Annotated in this window: 14 protein-coding genes, 1 tRNA gene and 2 pseudogenes; 9 read left to right on the top strand and 8 right to left on the bottom strand. The window is 71.4% G+C overall.

Annotated features, from left to right (window positions below; genetic code table 11):
* Positions 1 to 193: 193 nt before the first annotated feature.
* A complete protein-coding gene (locus tag C5507_RS11355; RefSeq protein ID WP_104528638.1) occupies positions 194 to 1,006 on the top strand; it encodes a hypothetical protein in 813 nt (270 codons plus the stop codon).
* Between the two features lie 446 nt (positions 1,007 to 1,452).
* On the opposite strand, the gene C5507_RS11350 is transcribed toward C5507_RS11355, so the two are convergent.
* Entirely contained in the window at positions 1,453 to 2,262 is an 810-nt protein-coding gene (locus C5507_RS11350) for a glycosyltransferase family 2 protein (protein ID WP_158657580.1), read from the bottom strand.
* 22 nt (positions 2,263 to 2,284) lie between these two features.
* On the opposite strand from C5507_RS11350, the gene C5507_RS11345 reads away from it, so the two are divergent.
* Both C5507_RS11345 and C5507_RS11340 read left to right on the top strand, forming a co-directional pair.
* Positions 2,285 to 3,025, top strand: a complete 741-nt coding sequence (locus C5507_RS11345) for a hypothetical protein (RefSeq protein WP_158657579.1) — start codon at positions 2,285 to 2,287, stop codon at positions 3,023 to 3,025.
* 1,411 nt (positions 3,026 to 4,436) lie between these two features.
* Positions 4,437 to 4,646, top strand: coding sequence for a hypothetical protein (locus tag C5507_RS11340; RefSeq protein ID WP_242610906.1), 210 nt, complete (start codon positions 4,437 to 4,439; stop codon positions 4,644 to 4,646).
* Between the two features lie 568 nt (positions 4,647 to 5,214).
* Here C5507_RS11340 and C5507_RS23145 read toward each other — a convergent pair.
* Positions 5,215 to 5,451 (bottom strand): annotated as a pseudogene (locus tag C5507_RS23145) (DUF433 domain-containing protein).
* 340 nt (positions 5,452 to 5,791) lie between these two features.
* Between C5507_RS23145 and C5507_RS11325 the strand changes: the two are divergent.
* Both C5507_RS11325 and C5507_RS23495 read left to right on the top strand, forming a co-directional pair.
* The gene (locus tag C5507_RS11325; protein WP_104528633.1) at positions 5,792 to 6,091 is read left to right on the top strand and encodes a helix-turn-helix domain-containing protein; all 300 of its coding nucleotides are present in this window, start codon (positions 5,792 to 5,794) and stop codon (positions 6,089 to 6,091) included.
* A 73-nt stretch (positions 6,092 to 6,164) separates the two neighbouring features.
* Positions 6,165 to 7,238, top strand: a pseudogene (locus C5507_RS23495) (tyrosine-type recombinase/integrase); the annotation flags it as partial.
* A 152-nt stretch (positions 7,239 to 7,390) separates the two neighbouring features.
* Here C5507_RS23495 and C5507_RS11305 read toward each other — a convergent pair.
* Together C5507_RS11305 and C5507_RS11300 are read right to left on the bottom strand one after the other, a co-directional pair.
* A tRNA-Ala gene (locus C5507_RS11305) sits at positions 7,391 to 7,463 on the bottom strand.
* A gap of 139 nt (positions 7,464 to 7,602) precedes the next feature.
* Complete coding sequence (locus C5507_RS11300; protein ID WP_104528630.1) at positions 7,603 to 8,385, bottom strand: M23 family metallopeptidase; 783 nt, start codon at positions 8,383 to 8,385, stop codon at positions 7,603 to 7,605.
* A gap of 415 nt (positions 8,386 to 8,800) precedes the next feature.
* On the opposite strand from C5507_RS11300, the gene C5507_RS11295 reads away from it, so the two are divergent.
* Genes C5507_RS11295 through C5507_RS11280 form a run of 4 tightly spaced genes read left to right on the top strand, consistent with a single transcriptional unit; the run spans position 8,801 to position 13,167 of the window.
* A complete protein-coding gene (locus C5507_RS11295; RefSeq protein ID WP_104528629.1) occupies positions 8,801 to 10,405 on the top strand; it encodes a mannitol dehydrogenase family protein in 1,605 nt (534 codons plus the stop codon).
* Positions 10,406 to 10,452: 47 nt separating this feature from the next.
* Positions 10,453 to 11,235, top strand: coding sequence for an HAD family hydrolase (locus C5507_RS11290; RefSeq protein WP_104528628.1), 783 nt, complete (start codon positions 10,453 to 10,455; stop codon positions 11,233 to 11,235).
* Positions 11,232 to 12,365, top strand: a complete 1,134-nt coding sequence (locus tag C5507_RS11285) for a CDP-glycerol glycerophosphotransferase family protein (RefSeq protein WP_104528627.1) — start codon at positions 11,232 to 11,234, stop codon at positions 12,363 to 12,365. The genes C5507_RS11290 and C5507_RS11285 overlap by 4 nt, the downstream gene beginning before the upstream one ends.
* Positions 12,352 to 13,167 (top strand): phosphocholine cytidylyltransferase family protein, encoded by an 816-nt coding sequence (locus tag C5507_RS11280; protein ID WP_242610905.1) that lies wholly within the window; start codon positions 12,352 to 12,354, stop codon positions 13,165 to 13,167. The genes C5507_RS11285 and C5507_RS11280 overlap by 14 nt, the downstream gene beginning before the upstream one ends.
* A gap of 21 nt (positions 13,168 to 13,188) precedes the next feature.
* Here C5507_RS11280 and C5507_RS11275 read toward each other — a convergent pair whose 3' ends face one another.
* From C5507_RS11275 to C5507_RS11260, 4 genes are all read right to left on the bottom strand, one after another.
* Positions 13,189 to 14,265, bottom strand: a complete 1,077-nt coding sequence (locus tag C5507_RS11275; protein ID WP_104528625.1) for a hypothetical protein — start codon at positions 14,263 to 14,265, stop codon at positions 13,189 to 13,191.
* Positions 14,262 to 14,930 carry an SCO family protein gene (locus tag C5507_RS11270; RefSeq protein WP_104528624.1) on the bottom strand — a complete coding sequence of 223 codons (669 nt, stop codon included), beginning with the start codon at positions 14,928 to 14,930 and terminating at the stop codon, positions 14,262 to 14,264. The genes C5507_RS11275 and C5507_RS11270 overlap by 4 nt, the downstream gene beginning before the upstream one ends.
* Positions 14,927 to 15,658, bottom strand: coding sequence for a YcnI family protein (locus tag C5507_RS11265; RefSeq protein WP_104528623.1), 732 nt, complete (start codon positions 15,656 to 15,658; stop codon positions 14,927 to 14,929). The genes C5507_RS11270 and C5507_RS11265 overlap by 4 nt, the downstream gene beginning before the upstream one ends.
* A 42-nt stretch (positions 15,659 to 15,700) precedes the next feature.
* Positions 15,701 to 16,933: CopD family protein (locus C5507_RS11260; protein WP_104528622.1), on the bottom strand; the 1,233-nt coding region annotated here is incomplete at its 5' end.

Below are 16,933 nucleotides of genomic sequence, written 5' to 3'. Positions count from 1 at the left end.
CCCCTTCCCACACGCCGACGCTAACCCGAAGAGACCAGCCCACGTAGCCGTCCGCTGCCGCCGCGGACCCCGTGCCGCCGGTCGAGCGCACGGCCGGCGTTCAGCCAGGCCCGACGGTCGTCGTCCTTTCTCCCACTTCGCTGCCGCGTGACCCATCCACCACGGGGCCTCGGAATTCGGGACGATGATCGGCGTGACAAGCATCTATCTAGGCCCGGGTGCGGAACTTCGGCTTGCCTTTGACGAGATCGCAGCCGAAGCGGGCTTTGGCGGCCACCGACTCGCGCTCCGTTACAAGGCGACCCCGGTCGGGCTGCCGCCTGGATCGGTCGCGTTTATCTCCGGCGCACTGCGGTTGCAGAGCACGATGAGCTGGGTGGGGGTGCTGCATGCTGCGCAGCAGCTTCCAATCAGCGGCACGGCCGCCTATCCGCGCTCGGTACTCCTGACCACCACGATCAGCGACGCGCAGTTGGCCGGCATCGAAACGGCGCGCCAGGGAAGTGACCTGGAACTGCTCGTCGATCTCAACGTGACTCTCGCTAATGCGCCACCGCTGGACTACCCGGCCGGAGACGCCCAGGACTGGGTCCGCGTTCCCGGTCCGATCTGGGCCGTCCACGCCGAGCGGCTCGGCGCCTTGGTCAGCGTGCCGCTGCTGGTTCCGCTGCCCCTTGGCGATCCCGACAGCCTGCGTGCGCGGGCCGGTCGTCGGCTTCAATCGGCGATGCGGGCGCAGACCGACGGGCGCGCCGAGGACGCGGTGCGGGACGCGCGACTGGCCCTCGATCTGTACGACCAACTCGACCCAACCTCTACGTACGACCCCCAGGGCGCCCCCCGGCAACGTGACCTGGACCAAAGGTTTGCAGCGCTACGTACGACGCTGTTCTCGCTCGCCAGCGGCGCCCACCATGACGACACCGTCACCGCCAACTTCCGCTATACCCGCCAGGACGCCACGGCGATCATCGCCTGCGTCGCTGCCCTTCTGCAGAGGCGCTGACCTTCCTGGCATCTGGGCTCCAAGGCCACGCGGGATTGGTGGGCAGCGACTTGCCACCGCGACGGATCCCTTGTGCGCACACGGCGCGGCCGGTCTCCGGCGGATGCGCGAGCCCGGCCCCGAGCTCGCGCATCCGAGAACCGACGACGCGCTGGCTGCCGAGACAGCGACCTCGAACCCGCCCGGAAGCACCGGAGACTTGCAAGATCAAGAAGGACACACGTCTTGCATCCACGGTGTCGGGACTCGTTGTGACGAATGGCCAAGCTGACGCGCTACCGGCTCGAGAATAAGTCGATTTTAACTACCCCCAGCGGCCACTATGGACGTGGGGCGTTCGCTAGCCTCGATGCAGGCGCGATGTTCTACCGCCCGCAACCACCCCCTCAGCCCGACTGGGTCCGCGTTGGGGGACGCCGCAGGAGGATGGGCGACTGGGCTTGACGTCAGCACAGCTGGTCGACGAATCGACGAGACACCATGAATAGTCTTGCGAGCCTCACTCTGACGATCGTGGAGGCCGTCAGTACGGAGTACTTGAGGATCGATGAGGCAAGTCGGCTCTGTCCATGTGAGCGCACCAGGAAGCTGACTGGTATTGACTTGACCCTGTACCCTTTACCCACGGCGGCGAGCAGTTGCTCATGGGTATAGGTATACGAGCCTCTGACATGGCAATTTGCCGCCACGTCTGCCGTGAAAACTCGAAAACCCGACTGTGCGTCCACTCGGGCGCACTTCAGCCCCGCTAGCACTATCCGTGACGCGACCTTATTGGCAAAGAACCTAGATGGCGGCATCCAGTCCGGGCGATCGCCAAGTCGGTCACCGATGACGATGTCTGCGCGACCTGCAAGCACCGTCCGAAGCAATCTGCCGATATCGTCGGCGCAGTATTGCCCGTCCCCGTCGATATGAACTATGAACTCAGCGCCCCAATCCAAGGCGGCGGTGACGCCACGTCTATATGCGTTGCCAAGCCCCGCTTCCCGGGGAGGTGTTTGAACCACGACTGCACCGGCGGCTGCTGCGAGCTCCGGTGTCCCGTCATCGCAACGGTCGGCGATGACGAAGATGACGGCATCCTTCGGGCCCAGCCCCATCCCACGCAAAGCCAGAGTTGCGCGCCTGACCACGTCCTGGATGGTCGCCGCCTCGTTGCGGGCGGGAACCAGGACTGCGACACGGCACTTACAGGGAGCGCCTTGCGCCTCGAGCACCTCGGGCCTCCCCCTGCTGGCGTGGGCGTTGGGCACGGATTCACCGTATCCTGCGCAAGTGCCCTGGGGCTTGCCGCGACCTGCACGGACGGAGCCTGAGCAGCCACTCCATGTCGACATCACCCTCTTGCTGGCCGGGGCTGGAGAGTCCGATGCTGTGGCGCCTCAGGCTGTGGCGGTGAATGCCGACCCGGAAATCCGACGAAGTCTCCTTGTCGAGGAGTATAAGGCGATCCGCGCTAAGTCGGCGGAGGCAAGAAATAACCAGCAGACGATCATGCAATGGAGCCTTGCGGTCGCGGGCATTGTCGTCGCCGGGGTCATAACAGGCGCCCGAGACAACTCCGAGGAATACCGACTCGCCGTGGCGTTCGTCATGTGCACGGCCGTCCCTCTCATCTTGCTCTGCGCCCTTGCTGTGTGGTTGAGCGAGGTGTCTCGAATGCTCCGCGCTGCACAGTACCTTCGGGCGCGCGAGAACGCCTTCGCCGACAGTCTTGGGGGCTGGCCAAAGTCGGAAGGGGATTACTTCGCGAACCTGCCTCTCGTCTGGGAATCCTTGCTTGAATCCTCGGCAGCGTGGAAGGGGAAGGCTGATCTCGGGTATATCGCCGTTATAGGCATGTACACCTCGCTGATTTTGGGAGCTAACGCAGTCGGTGAGTGGGTCCTCTGGAACCTTGACAGAAGGTCTCCCTTCTTCTTTTGGGTATCGCTTGGTGGCACCGCCTCAACAGTCGTCGCCCTGTTCCTTCTGCTCGGCCTCGCCTGGAGTCTGCGGCGTCGGCGGCTAACATGACGCCTCACTGAGCCGCTGAGCTTTCGCATCGGCGCTGTCTGTGAGGCCGCCCTGTGAGGCGCGTCGGCGCTCTTGTCCCCGGGGCAGCCCACTTAGCGGCATCGATCACGCCGCAGCCAGCGGCTGGTTCACCGCCCGATGAGTTTCCCGAACGAAGTCGCTGCTGCAGGCCGGCGGCAACCTGTTGAGCACTGCCACGCCTGATGCGCATGGATCCAACAATCAGGCAACTCCGTAGGAGCGAGATCGCTTCAGCGCTTCGCTGGTTTCTAGGCGCGTCAGTGCTTCGGCTCGGCTCTGAAGCTCCCGCAGCCGTCGCGAAAGGGTAAGCCGACGCAGAGGTGCAGGCGCCCATATGATCCCCGCGAGGTGATGGGCAGCATCGCGGACGATCTGGGAGAACTCGCTGTCGATCGCGCCGCCTCCAATTTCTTGGTCGGGGTCTTCCTCCCAGGACGTCGCGCTGAGCCACGCGGCGGCCTGAGCCAGCGTCAGATACTCCCGGACCGCGGCGTTCGGGATGCGTGCCAGTAGCGCTGCGGTCATAAGTGCGCGAGCCGCATCTTGGAAACTGATTCCTCCTGCAGGGACAGGCGCCCACCGAGCAGTCTCAACTCGACCCAGGGCGAGAAGCGCGTTTGCGCGGCTTGACCGCCGGTCCCTGGCCGAATTGATCCACTGGCCTAGCACGGAGCCCAAGCCGAGGGCGCCGATCAAGCTGGTGATCGTGGCGAAATCCGGCACCTTTTCAGCCTCTCCGAGCACGGGGCACACTGTCGCCAGGCGAGCCACCCGGCGACAGGTCCTTGCTAAGAGGCCGCCTATGCAACCCGTGCGCTTGAAGTTCGATGGTGCCAGGCGCTCCCGTCTCGACGCACAACCGGGACCAGCCCGCCGCCGCGGCTGACGAGACGAGTCGAGGGGTCTGCCCAGGCCGCCTTCCGGGACGCCAGGAGGCTCGAGGCCTGAGCCGGCCCTCCAACCAAGGATCGCTTGCCACCCGCGTACAGGGAGCAACCGCCCCGGGGCCGAGCACACACTGGAGACGCCAAGATCACAAGGCATCACACGTCTTCCGGGTCGAAGACTCGTGGTGACGGGTTACAGGAGAACTGCCAGCAGACTTCAGGCCATGGGAACCAGCGGCACCCCCGAGTACCGGGCTCGACGGCGGGCGCGCGAGCAACAACACCGCCAACAACGCCAGCACGCCTCGGTGGAACGCCCCCGTCCGGACCGGGGCGCCCCAGCGGCGGACGGGTCTGAACGACGCACCGCCGCGACGATCTGCGGATGGTGCGGCGGACCGATCACCCCGCGCAGCCGCGGCCCCATCCCGAAGTGGTGCTCGGCCGCCTGCCGGCATCGAGCCTGGGAGCAGAGCCGCGCCGCGAACTCCGGTCGGACGGCAGTGCAGGTGGTCGAGCGGCGGGTCGAGATTCGTGTACCCCTCGAGCCGACCCGCCGGGACTGGCCGCGGTTGCTCGGCGAGCTCGCCGGTCAACTGGATGACGGCCGCGTCTACGACCGGGACATGCCCGCCCTCGGCCGGGCACTGGACCCGGTGCTGCGGTCTTACCGGCGGCGGGCGCGCTGGAGCGGCGCACCTGACCTCCCCTGAGTGCCCGCAGGCACCTCCCCTAAGTGCCGGGAGGCGGAGCTCCCTTATTGCTCCTGTAGGGCACCGGCGTCGACGGTGACGTTGGGAGAGTTGTCGTGAAGCGGGAGGTCGGCGGGGGGGTGACGTAGGTGGCGGGGGCGGTGACGACCCGACCGGCCCGACGTCACCCCAACCGGCGCGCCACTGGCCCTCGCTGGCCACGTGAATCCCGGCCCTGCTGGACGGCAGGGCCCTGTGGCCGCGCAGCACGCCCCGCCGAGAGGCGCACCGATCCTGTGCGAGAGGTTGCGTGCGCCGCTGTCGCCCGCGCGGCATGCCGTTAGGGCGGCTGACCGCACTTATGTCACCCCGTCGTCGGCTACTCGTCACAACGGATTGCGCACTCCTGGATGCATAAGGTGTGTCGGCTCGTGATCTTGTCCGGTTCGAAAGTCGAGATGGCCGCGGAGAGCGCGCGGGCGAGGACACGGGTACGTAGCTGATCGGGTCGACGGTGCGGAGGGCCGCTGACGGGGTGACGTGGCGCCGCACGCTTCGGCGACCCTGCCGAGGACGTGCGGTTGGACCCTCACTCAGGCGGTCGCGGCACCAGTTGCTCACGGGCCAGCAACGCCCCGTAGGCGGCGACCGCCTGCACGCCTTCCGAGGTCAGAGTCGGAAGCTCCGCAACGATCTCTTCGGCACTCATCCCTGCGGTAAGGCACTAGAGCACCACGCTGACCGGCACGCGGGTGCCAGCGATCACCGCCTGACCGCTCAGCACGGCCCGATCAGTAGTGATCAACGCCAGGTGGTCGGAACTCATGCGCCCGGTGCCCCGCGCCCGCGATCTACGCCCAGCACGCCAGCGAGGACCGTGCGGACCTCGTCGAGCGGGACCCTCGATGCCTGCGCTGCGACCGCATGACACCGCCCGAACCGCTCGACGTACGGGAGGAAAACCGGAGACGCGCCGGAGCAGGCCAGGAGACCGAGCAGCTCGACGGACGTCGGCCCGAGGTGATCAGGAAGTCGGACAGCCAGGACTGGAGAAAAACAGGAACCTCGCCGGGCACTGTCATCAACTGGCCGGGAATGGCGCCTTCTCCAGGTGGGCGTGCGGCGCCGGACGCCGGCGCACGAGGCCACGCGACGAGGAGGGCGAGATGGGCGACGCGGAGCAACCTAGGGAGTCGGTCTCCGGCGACCCGCTGTTGTTCACACCCGAGGAGGCGGCCACGGTGCTCCGCCTCGGGCGCACGACGGTCTACGCGCTGATGAAAGCCGGCGACCTGCACCCCGTCCACATCGGCCGGAGCTGTCGCCTCTCCCGCAGGGAGCTCGAACGTTACGTTCGCGGCCTGGAAGCTCCCCGCACCGCTCCTCGTGCGCTGCGCCGAGCCCAGACCACCACGGACCAGCGCGGACTCCTCGAACTGGGCCCGACACCGCCCGATGCGGCGTGAGTCCACAACCGCTCCGCCGGTGTCGGATCGCTCGGCGAGACTGACACTCCAGCCCACGACCCAGGGGTGACCGATGGCGGGACGCGCCTCGAACGGCGAGTCGACGATCTACAAGGGCGCCGACGGACGCTGGCACGGCTACGTCTCCGTCGGCTTCACGCTCACCGGCAAGCCCGACCGCCGGCACGTCAGCAGCAAGAGCCGCGGCGTCGTGGTCGCCAAGGTCCGCGACCTGGAGCGCTCGCGGGACGCCGGAACGATCACCGAGACATCGACCCCGACGGTCGCCGAGTGGCTCGAGCACTGGCTCACCACCATCGCCCCGCGCCGCGTGCGCCAGCGGACCCTGGAGAGTTACGAGTCCGCCGTCCGCAAGCACCTGGTCCCCGGACTCGGACGGCACCGCCTCGACCGGCTGCGCCCCGAGCACCTCGACCAGCTCTACACCGCGCTCCTCGATGCCGGCTACTCCCCCGCCACCGTGCTGCGCCACCACCGCATCCTGTCCCGGGCGCTCACCATCGCCGTCCAGCGCGGGCACGTTCCCCGCAACGTGGCCAGCCTCGTCGACCCACCCGCACAGAAGCAGAGCGACATCGCCACCGCCCTCGACCTCGGCGAGGCCCGCGCCGTCTTGCAGGCGGCTGCGCACGCGCGCAACTCCGCCCGCTGGACCGTCGCCCTCGCCCTCGGCCTGCGGCAGTCCGAGGCCCTGGCGCTGCAGTGGAAGGACATCGACCCGCTAGCCGGCACCCTCACCGTGCGGCGCAGCATCCACCGGGTCCGCGGCGGCGGGCTCATCTACGAGGAACCCAAGACCCGCCGCAGCCAGCGCACGCTGGCGCTGCCGCTACCCCTGCTTGACGCACTCAGAGAGCACAAGGCCGCCCAACTCGGCGAGCGGATGCTGGCCGGGTCCGAGTGGCACGACGAGGACCTGGTCTTCGCCCAGCCCAACGGCCGGCCGATCGACAAGAAGACCGACTACGACGACTGGACCCGGCTGCTCCAGACCGCCGGCGTCCGGCACGTGCGGCTGCACGACGGACGACACACCGCCGCGACGCTCCTGCTGAGCGAGAACGTCCACCCGCGGGTGGTCATGGAGCTGCTCGGCCACAGCCAGATGCGCACCACGATGGACATCTACAGCCACGTGATGCCGGCCCTCGCCAGAGAGGCCGCCGACCGGATGAGCGCCCTGCTGCTGCCAGGTAAGGGTGGGCAAACTGCAACCAGAACTGCAACCAGAGACGACTCAGGCCGTCCTCCAGAAGGAGAACGGCCTGGTCATCGGGGTGGAGCTGAGGGGACTCGAACCCCTGACCCCCACACTGCCAGTGTGGTGCGCTACCAGCTGCGCCACAGCCCCGAAGCCGACTCGATCTGGTGCGTTCGAGCCGGGGAGAACAATACAGGCCCGGTCGGCACGGCCGACGCAGGGGGGCCGGGGCGTGGCGGCACCCGGGCGGAGTGCCCGGCCCGGCCCCGTCCCGCGTCCGGCGACCGCCTCAGATCCGGACGCCGCGGGCGGCCAGCCACGGGATGGGGTCGATCCTCTTGCCGTCCAGGCCGCCCTGGTGCACCTCGAAGTGCAGGTGCGGGCCGGTCGACTGACCGCGGTTGCCCACGAGCGCGATGGTCTCCCCCGCCTCCACGTACTGCCCCGGCTTCACAAGGATCTTGTCCATGTGGCCGTAGACGGTCACATCCCCGTTCTCGTGCAGGATGTAGACGGCCAGGCCGAACCCGCTGGCCGAGCCGGCCCGGAGGACGACGCCGTCCATGGCCGCGTACTCCGGGGTGCGCATCGGCGCGGCGAGATCGATGCCGTAGTGGAAGGTGCCCCAGCGCCCGCCGTAGCCGCTCGTGAGGCGCGCGCCGGCGACCGGCAGCACCGCCTTGGGCCGGGCGGCCTCCGCCGCAGCGGCCGCCGCGGCCGCCTCGCGCTCGTCGCGCTCGGCCCGGGAGGCGGCCACCTCGCGCAGTCGCTCCTCCGCCTCGGCCACGGTGATCGAGGCCTGCGGCAGCATCTCGACGCCCTCGTCCGCAGTGAGCAGCATCGCCTGCGCGTCGGCGACCGAGGTCGCGTCGGCCGACGCCGCCGGGGCGCCCGGCAGACCGAGCCCCGCGGCCGCCACACCGCCGGTCAGCAGGGCGGCGAGCAGGAGGGCCGGGCGCCGGCGGGCGGCCACCGGTGCCGCGCGGCGCGCCTGCCGAGCGGCGGCCCGTCCGGAGGGAGAGCCGACCGCACCGAGCAGCTCCGTGCGGGGCTCGCCGTTCCTCGCGTCCATGCACCTGTCCGTCTCACGTCCGGGTGACCCGATCCGGGCCGGTGCCATCGAAACATTCCGTGACCCGTTCGTGACCCCGTGTACGGCGCGTCTCTCGCGACACGCCGCCGTGAACCGCCTCACACGTCCCACGAGTCGCACACGCAACTGACACCGATGTGCTTTCGCAGGTCAGGCGGCAGTGACCGAGCGCACCCCCGCTGCCACCCGTCCGAGGTTTGCGTGCGGACCGCCCGGGGCAGCAGTCTTCTCCGGCGTGAAACATCCGCGCCGGCCCGCCGCATCACGCTTGTGCGTCACTGCGCCGGACCGTATTGCGCGGCACCCGAGCTCACCCGTGTACTGCTCATCTCTCCGCACCCCGGAACGGGTGGGGCTCGATGCGCCGTGTCCAGAACAGAGAAGGAGGGATGCGATGTCACAGGCCTTCCTGCCTGCCCCAGCCTCGACCGGCGCCACCGCAGCCGTTCTTCCGGCCGACACCGAGCCGACCAGCCCGCTGCCCTCCCTGGGCGCGAACGTCGCCGGCGCCGCCGACATCCATCCGCTGAACGACGCCACCCTCTCCCTGCACGGCCATCAGCTCAGCGTGCCGACCTACGACCGCTCGGCCCTGACCCCGGCGGTCGTGCACTTCAGCGTCGGGGGCTTCCACCGCGCCCACCAGCTGCTGTACTTCGACGAGGTCGCCGAGCGCGGCATCAGCACCGGCTGGGGCGTCGTGGGCGTGGGGCTGCACAGCCCCGCCATGAGGAACGCACTGACCCCCCAGGACCACCTCTACACGGTGGTGGAGCGCAGCCCCGACGGCGAGCGCGCCCGGGTCGTCGGCGTCATGGTCGACTACCACTTCGCCCCCGACGACCCCGCCACCGTGCTCGACCTGCTCAGCGACCAGCGCACGCGGATGGTGTCGCTGACCATCACCGACAGCGGCTACCGGCTGGGCTCCACCGGCCTCTTCGACGCCGACGACCCCGACATCCGGTGGGACGTCCGAGAGCCGGGCAGCCCCCGCACCGTCTTCGGATTCATCGTCGAGGCGCTCGACCGCCGCCGCCGCGCCGGGCTGCCGCCGTTCTCCGTCGTCTCCTGCGACAACATGCACCGCAACGGCGACGCCGCCCGCGCCGCGGTCGTCGGCTTCGCCCGGCTGCGGGACGAGGTGCTCGCGCGCTGGATCGCCGACCGCGTCGCCTTCCCGAGCAGCATGGTCGACCGCATCACCCCGCACACGACGCCGGAGGAGCGCGAGGCGGTCGCGCGCCGGTACGGCGTCGACGACCGCTGGCCGGTCATCACCGAACCGTTCTCCCAGTGGGTCATCGAGGACTCGTTCTCCCACGGCCGGCCGCCGCTGGACGCGGTGGGCGTGCGCTTCGTGCACGACGTCGGCCACTACGAGCTGATGAAGACACGGCTGCTCAACGCCAGCCACTGCGCCCTGGGCTACCTCGGCTCGCTCGCCGGGCTCAGCAGCCTGGACGAGGTCATGGCCGACCCGGTCTTCGCCGGGTACGTGGCGCGGCTCATGGACGTCGAGGTCACGCCGCTGCTGCCCCCGCCGGACGGCTTCGACCTCGCCGACTACAAGCAGAACCTGCTCCAGCGGTTCGCCAACCCGGCGATCGCCGACGGGCTGCCCCGCCTGTGCCGGCGCGGGTCCACCAAGCTGCCGCACCACCTGCTGCCCTCGCTGCGCCAGGCGCTCGAGGAGGAGCGGCCGCACGCACTGCTCACCCTCGCCGTCGCCGGCTGGGTCCGGTACCTGCGCGGCACCGACGAGGCCGGACGCCGCCTGCCGCTGGAGGACGTGCTCGCCGACCGGCTGCGCACCCTCGCCCGTGCGGGAGGCAACGATCCCCGGCCGCTGCTGGGCGAGACGTCGGTCTTCGGTGACCTCGGCTCCGTCCCGGGGTTCGCCGCCGAGCTGCACGAGGCGGTGGAGGCGCTGGACCGCGACGGGGTCCGCGCCACCGTCGCCGCACGGACCCCCGCTCCCGCGGCGCTGCGTCGGTGAGCGCCCGTCCCACCCCAGACAGCCCGACCCCGAAGGGAGCCCACCCGGTGCCGACCGTTCCGCCGACGCTCATCGAGCGGGTGCAGTACCTGCTCTGCGACGCCGACGGCAACCTCTTCCCCTCCGAGGAGCCGGCGTTCGACGCCTCCGCCGAGGTGACCAACGCCTTCCTCGCCTCCATCGGCGTCGACCGCCGGTACACCGCCGACGAGCTCCGCGCGGCCGCCACCGGGATGAACTTCCGGTCCACGGCCCTCTCCCTGGCCGCCGCGGCCGGCGTTCCCGACGTCGACGTCGAGCCGTGGGTGGTCGAGGAGCGCCGGGCGGTCACCGCCCACCTGGGGGCGACGCTGCGCCCGCACGCGCCCACCCTCGCGGCGCTGACCACGCTGGCCGGCTCCCTCGAGCTGGCCGGGGTGAGCTCCAGCGCGCTGTCGCGGCTGGCCGCCTGCTTCACCGCGACCGGCCTGGACGAGCTGATCCCGCCGGTGCGGCGCTACAGCGCGGAGGACTCGCTCCCCACGCCGACGAGCAAGCCGGACCCGGCGGTCTACCGGCACGCCTGCGCCGACCTCGGCATCGAGCCGGAGCAGGGGCTGGCCGTCGAGGACGCGGTCGCCGGCGTGCGGTCGGCCGTGGTCGCGGGCTGCCCGACCATCGGCAACCTGCTGTTCGTGCTCCCCGAGGAGCGGGCGGCGCGGGCGGAGGCCCTGCTGGCGGCCGGTGCGCTGGCCGTCGTCGAGTCCTGGCAGGAGCTGGCCGACCTCGTCCTGCCAACCGTTGCCGGTCGTCCCGGCGCCGGCGAGGCCCTGAGCGGAGCTGCCCGGTGAAGATCGTCTACGTCGCCTTCCGCGGCCACTTCTCCGACAGCCCGCGCGCCCTCTACGAGGCGCTGCTCGAGCGGGGCGTCGACGCCGAGCACACCTGGCTGGCGGCCCCGCACACCCAGGCCACCTTCCCCCCGGACGTGACGACGGTGCCCTTCGGCTCCCCCGAGTGCATCACCGCGCTCGAGGCCGCCGACCTGGTCATCAGCAACGACCACATCCCGCTGGACTGGGAGAAGCGGCCGGGGACGACCTACCTGCAGACCTGGCACGGCACGATGCTCAAGCGCATCCACTACGACGTGCTGTGGGCGCCGGAGGGCCGGCTGGCCTACCTCGACCAGGACATCGCCCGGTGGGACCTGCTGCTCTCGCCGAACTCGATCACCACCGAGCGGCTGCGCAAGGCCTTCGGCTACACCGGGCCCGTCCACGAGACCGGTCTGCCGCGCAACGACCTGCTGTCCAGCCCCCGGCGGGACGAGCTGCGGGCCCAGGTGCGCGCCGACCTGGGCATCGGACCGGAGCAGACGGCGGTGCTCTACACCCCGACCTGGCGGGACGACCTGGTGTTCGCTGGTGCCGGGGACAAGGACTTCGAGTTCGCGATCGACCTCGAGGACTTCTCGGCCCGCCTGGGCGAGGACCACGTCCTCCTCCTGCGGCTGCACAACATGGTCATGGACCGGCTGGAGATCGTCGACGGCTCCGCCGTCCGCGACGTGTGCAGCCACCCGGACATCCGGGACCTGTACCTCGCCGCGGACCTGATGGTGACCGACTACTCGTCGACGATGTTCGACTTCGCGATCACCGGGCGTCCGCTGGTCTTCTACACCTACGACCTGGAGAGCTACCGCGACGAGCTGCGCGGGTTCTACTTCGACCTGGAGGACGTCGCGCCCGGCCCGCTGGTCCGCGACAGCCGGGAGCTGGTCTCCGCCATCTCCGACGTCGAGCGGATCCGGTCGGAGTACGTGCAGCCCTACGCCCGGTTCCAGGAGACGTTCTGCCACCTCGAGGACGGTCACGCCACCGAGCGCGTCCTCGACCTGATCATCCCGACCGCAGCCGCGTCCGGGGCCTCCACGAGCACGACCACTGAAGGAGATGATGTCCGTGCGGACCGGTGACCACGTCCTCAACCCCGTCCGTCGGGGTGGATCCCCCCTGCCGGCCCGCACGGCGAGCCGACGACAGCACATCCAGTCGGTCCAGGTCGTCATCCTGGCCGCCGGGATGGGCACCCGGCTGGGCCGCAAGGACCCCAAGCCGCTGACCCGGCTCGACGACGGCCACAGCATCCTGCAGCGCCAGCTCGACGGGCTGCGCTCGGTCCTGGGCGCCGACGTGTCGGTGACCGCGGTCGTGGGCTACCGCAGCAAGCGGATCATGAAGGCCGCCCCCGACCTGCTGTTCACGTACAACCCCGACTTCGCCGTGACCAACACGTCCAAGAGCCTGCTGCGCGGGCTGCGCACCACCCGCGAGGGCGGCGTGCTGTGGCTCAACGGCGACGTCGTCTTCGACCCGGCGGTGCTCGAGGTCGCCCAGCCCTACATCGCCGCGGACCAGAGCTTCGTCTGCGTCGACACGAGCACGGTCGCCGAGGAGGAGGTCAAGTACACCCTCGACGGCGACGGCTGCATCCGCGAGCTGTCGAAGATCGTCCGCGGCGGGCTCGGCGAGGCGGTCGGCATCAACTACATCTCCTCGGCCGACAAGGCGACGCTCATCGAGTATCTCGAGGGGTGCTCCCACGAGGACTACTTCGAGCGCGGCATCGAGACGGCGATCGCCGAGCGGGGGATGCGCGTGCTCCCGGTGGACATCTCGCAGTACGCCGCGGTCGAGGTCGACTTCGACGGCGACCTGCAGCGGGCCAATTCGATGTTCGGCCGGAACGCCCCGAACATCGTCGCCGACATCAGCTGAGCCGAGGCCGCGGGGCCGGTGTCAGGAGACGGGCAGGGCCCGTCCGGCACCGGCCCCCGCGGCCGGCGCGTCGGCCTCGCGGAACCGGCGCGCGGCGGCGATGCCGCCCAGCACCAGGCCGGTGCCCAGGGTGACCAGCAGCGTGACGGCGATCCGCGCGAGCAGCTGCGGGCCGGCCGAGGCGATGGTGGCCGTCCAGAGGACGTCGACGTCGGGCAGTCCCTGCACCAGCAGCAGCCAGCCGGTCACGACCGCCAGCAGCCCGGTCATGGCGCCCCGGCCGCGGTAGGCCGCCCGCACCCCGAGCACCGCGCACAGCAGGGCGGCGCCGGCGGGCATGAGGGCGGACACGACGGCCCCCACGTGCGATCCGGCGCTCACCGACGGCTCGGGGGTCGCCACCGCGTGCCACAGGGCCGCGACGGCCCCCACGGCCATGCTGGCGGCCAGCAGCCGCGGCGTGCGCGCGACGAGGCCCGCGGCGACGGCGGTCAGCAGGAGCGCGGCCACCACCGGCCACACCACCCACGGCGACGGCGGCGGGGACCAGGTGAGCACCCCGGCGACCTCGGCGTCGGTGCTGCCCTGGCGCAACGGGACGGTCCACTCCGAGACGACGTGCGCGCGGGTCGGGTCGGCGGCGACCTGCGGCGGCAGCACGTGCTCGCTCATCCAGTGCGTGCGGTGGTCGTGCCACACGTACGCCGGCTCGGTGGAGACCTGCTGCCACTCCGGCTCGGCAAGGGCATCGGCGTGCTCGGGCAGCGACGTCCGGCCGTAGCGGTCGAGGTTGATGTAGGTGGCCGGGCTCTGGGAGTTGCGCCACACGCCGTCGGGCCCGATGCGCAGGTAGGGCTCGCCGGAATACCCGGGCACCAGCACCTCGGCGTCCGACTCGTTCACCAGCTCCAGCTCGTCGCCGAACTGCAGGATCCGGACGGAGACCCCGGGCAGTGCCGGGCTCACCGACGTCACCCGGCCATCGAAGTCGCTGCCGGCGGCCTCTCCCCCGACGTGCGCGGACGCCGGTCCCGCCAGGCCGAGCAGCGCCAGCACACCGGCCAGGACGGTCAGCAGCCGGCCCGCTGTCCGGTTCACGCGCCGGTCACCAGCCGCAGGTCCTCGACGATGTCGTCGGCGGTGTTTCCCGCGTCGAACGCGACGTGCGCCTCGTCGTCGGTGCCGTACAGCAGCAGCAGCGTGGAGTGCAGCCGCCCCTCGTCCTCGGCCATCACGACGCCGGCGGACAGCTGCGCCTGCTCGATCGCGCCCTGGTCGCCGGTCAGACCGACGAAGGACGTGGCCAGGTCGGCGTCGAACCGGCCCAGGTACTCCCCCAGCACCTCGGGGGTGTCGGTGGCCGGGTCGGTGGAGACGAACACGACCTGCATCTGCTCGACCAGCGACCGGTCCAGCTTGCGCAGCGCCACTGCCACGTCGGCCATGGTGCTCGGGCAGATGTCAGGGCAGTTGGTGTAGCCGAAGAAGAGCAGCGTCGGCCGGCCGGCCGTCTCGGCGCGGAAGTCGTACGGCGCACCGGTGGTGTCGGTGAGCGTGAAGGTCGGCTTGCGGTAGGACTCGGGGAGGTCGATGCCGGCGTACCGGTCCTCGGGGCCCTCGACCACCGCCGGCGCGCCGGCCGTGTGGTCGTGACCGTCGGTGGCGCCCTCCGCCGAGGTCCCGCACCCGGCGGCGAGCAGCCCGGCGGTGAGGAGCAGCGCCGGCAGCGACCGGCGGGGACGACGGCGGGCGGCGGAACTCACGAGGACACGGTACGTCGGTGGGCGCGCACGCCGAGGACGACACCGGCGAGCGCGGTGAGCAGCGCGAGGATGGCGACGAACAGCGCCGGGGCGCCCGGGTCGTCGGTGTGACCGCCGGCGTCGTGCCCGGTGGCGGCCGGGCCGCTCGCCGCGGTGTCCGTGGCGGTGCCGGACCCCTCCGAGGTCAGCGACAGCACGGGCGCGGGGCGCTCGGGCTCCTCCTGGCCGGCCACGGTGGGCTCGATCCACGCCGACTCGCTGCCGTCGCTGTAGCTCTGCACCGCCGGGAAGCTCAGCTCCTCGACCTCGGGGATGGGGCCGCCGGACAGGGCGAACTCCTGGAACTGGCCGGGCGCGATCCCGCCGCCGTCGACCGCGCGGTACTCGACGACCGACACGTAGGAGGTGATCTCCCGGCCGTGCACCTCGCCGGGCTCGGCGAGGTCGGCGGTGGTCAGTGACACGGTCCAGCCGGGCACCGGCTGGGCCCGCAGCGACCCCATCGCCGAGGCCTCGGGGATCTGGATCCGCAGCGCCACGGTGCTGGCGGTGTCGCTCTCGTTGGGCACGCGGAAGGTCAGCTTCCCGTACCCGCCGGGAGCGGCGTCGGCCGAGGACACGGTGACGTGGGCGGCGGCCGACGTCGCAGCCGCCACCGATGCGGCCAGTGCGGTCAGGACGGCCAGCAGCAGGACGGCGGGTCGGGCGAGCGGGCGGGGCAGGGACACGGAACTCCTGTTCGGGGGACGGGGGTGGTGCACAGCTGGCGGTCAGCGCACCGGGAAGTCGGTGGTCGCGCTGAGGGCGGTGAACTCGTCGAGGCGGACGCTGACGGTCAGCGCCCACGTGCCGGCGCCCGGGATCGTCATGCCGTCGCCGACGAAGTGGCCGGGCCCGGCCGGCTGGAGGGCGACGTCGAGCGGACCGATCTCCTGGCTGCGCTCGGTGAGGGTCACCCGGATCTCGGCCGGCTGGGCGAGCCGGCCGGCGTCGTCGAAGAGGTAGACGTGCAGGGCGTTCTCCCCCGGGCGCGCGGGGTCGACCGAGACCTGCACGCTGCCCGCCGACGCGCCCGCGGCGCCCTGCAGCGGCAGCACGGCGTCCACCGGCTGGGCCACGGCCGACCGGGCGGGCGGCGTGCCGACCAGCACCGCGGAGAGGGCGAGGACCACCGCTGCCAGCACCACCTCGACCAGCACCGAGCGGCGCAGCGAGGGCAGGTGCTCGGCGGCGTTGGCCGCCTGCGCCCGGTCCCGCTCGGCCGCGGCCGCGAGCGACTCGGCTGCCGGCTCCGTCCGCTCGCCGGGGGCCGTGGCGGAGAAGGCGTGCGCGGTGACCGTCCGGCGCCGGCGGGGCCGGCGGACGCCCAGCCGCTGCTGGACCCACACCCGGGAGACGCCGGCAGCCGCCAGGACCAGGACCACCAGCAGCAGCTTGGCCACGAGCAGCTGCCCGTAGCCGGTCTGCGCCAGCGCGGCCGGCGAGCCCACCTCGCGCACCGACTGGACGACCCCGGACACGACCAGGGCGACGACGGCCGCGAACGCCAGCCGGGACCAGGCCGGCAGCGCGGTGGACACGTCCGCCGCGGAGGTGCCCGGCCGCAGGACCGCGACCAGCAGCCCGACCAGACCACCGAGCCACACGCACATCGCTGCCGCGTGCACGACGGCCACGGCCACGGCCAGCCCGGGCCACGGACCGGCGACCGGGTGCCCGGTGGCGGCGGTGGCGACGACGAGCGCACCGGCCACCGCTGCCGCGGCTGCGAGAACGGGCCGGCCCGGCGGCGTGGTCCGCCGCCAGGACCGGCGCAGGACGAGCAGGAGGGCGACTGCGAGCACGGCCCGCGCGAGGGCGGCCCAGCCGGCGCCGGAGCCGGCCGTGGCCGCGATCAGCGCGGGATCGGCGAGCGAGCCGAGCCCGGCGCCCGCCGCGTAGGGGCCCTGCAACGCGAACCCCGCCAGCGCGGCCACCGCGACGGCGACCGCCCCGCCCTCGGC

This window comes from Blastococcus saxobsidens (genome assembly GCF_002938435.1).
In the GTDB taxonomy this organism is placed as follows: domain Bacteria; phylum Actinomycetota; class Actinomycetes; order Mycobacteriales; family Geodermatophilaceae; genus Blastococcus; species Blastococcus saxobsidens.
This window is presented reverse-complemented; position numbering and strand designations above follow the sequence as displayed.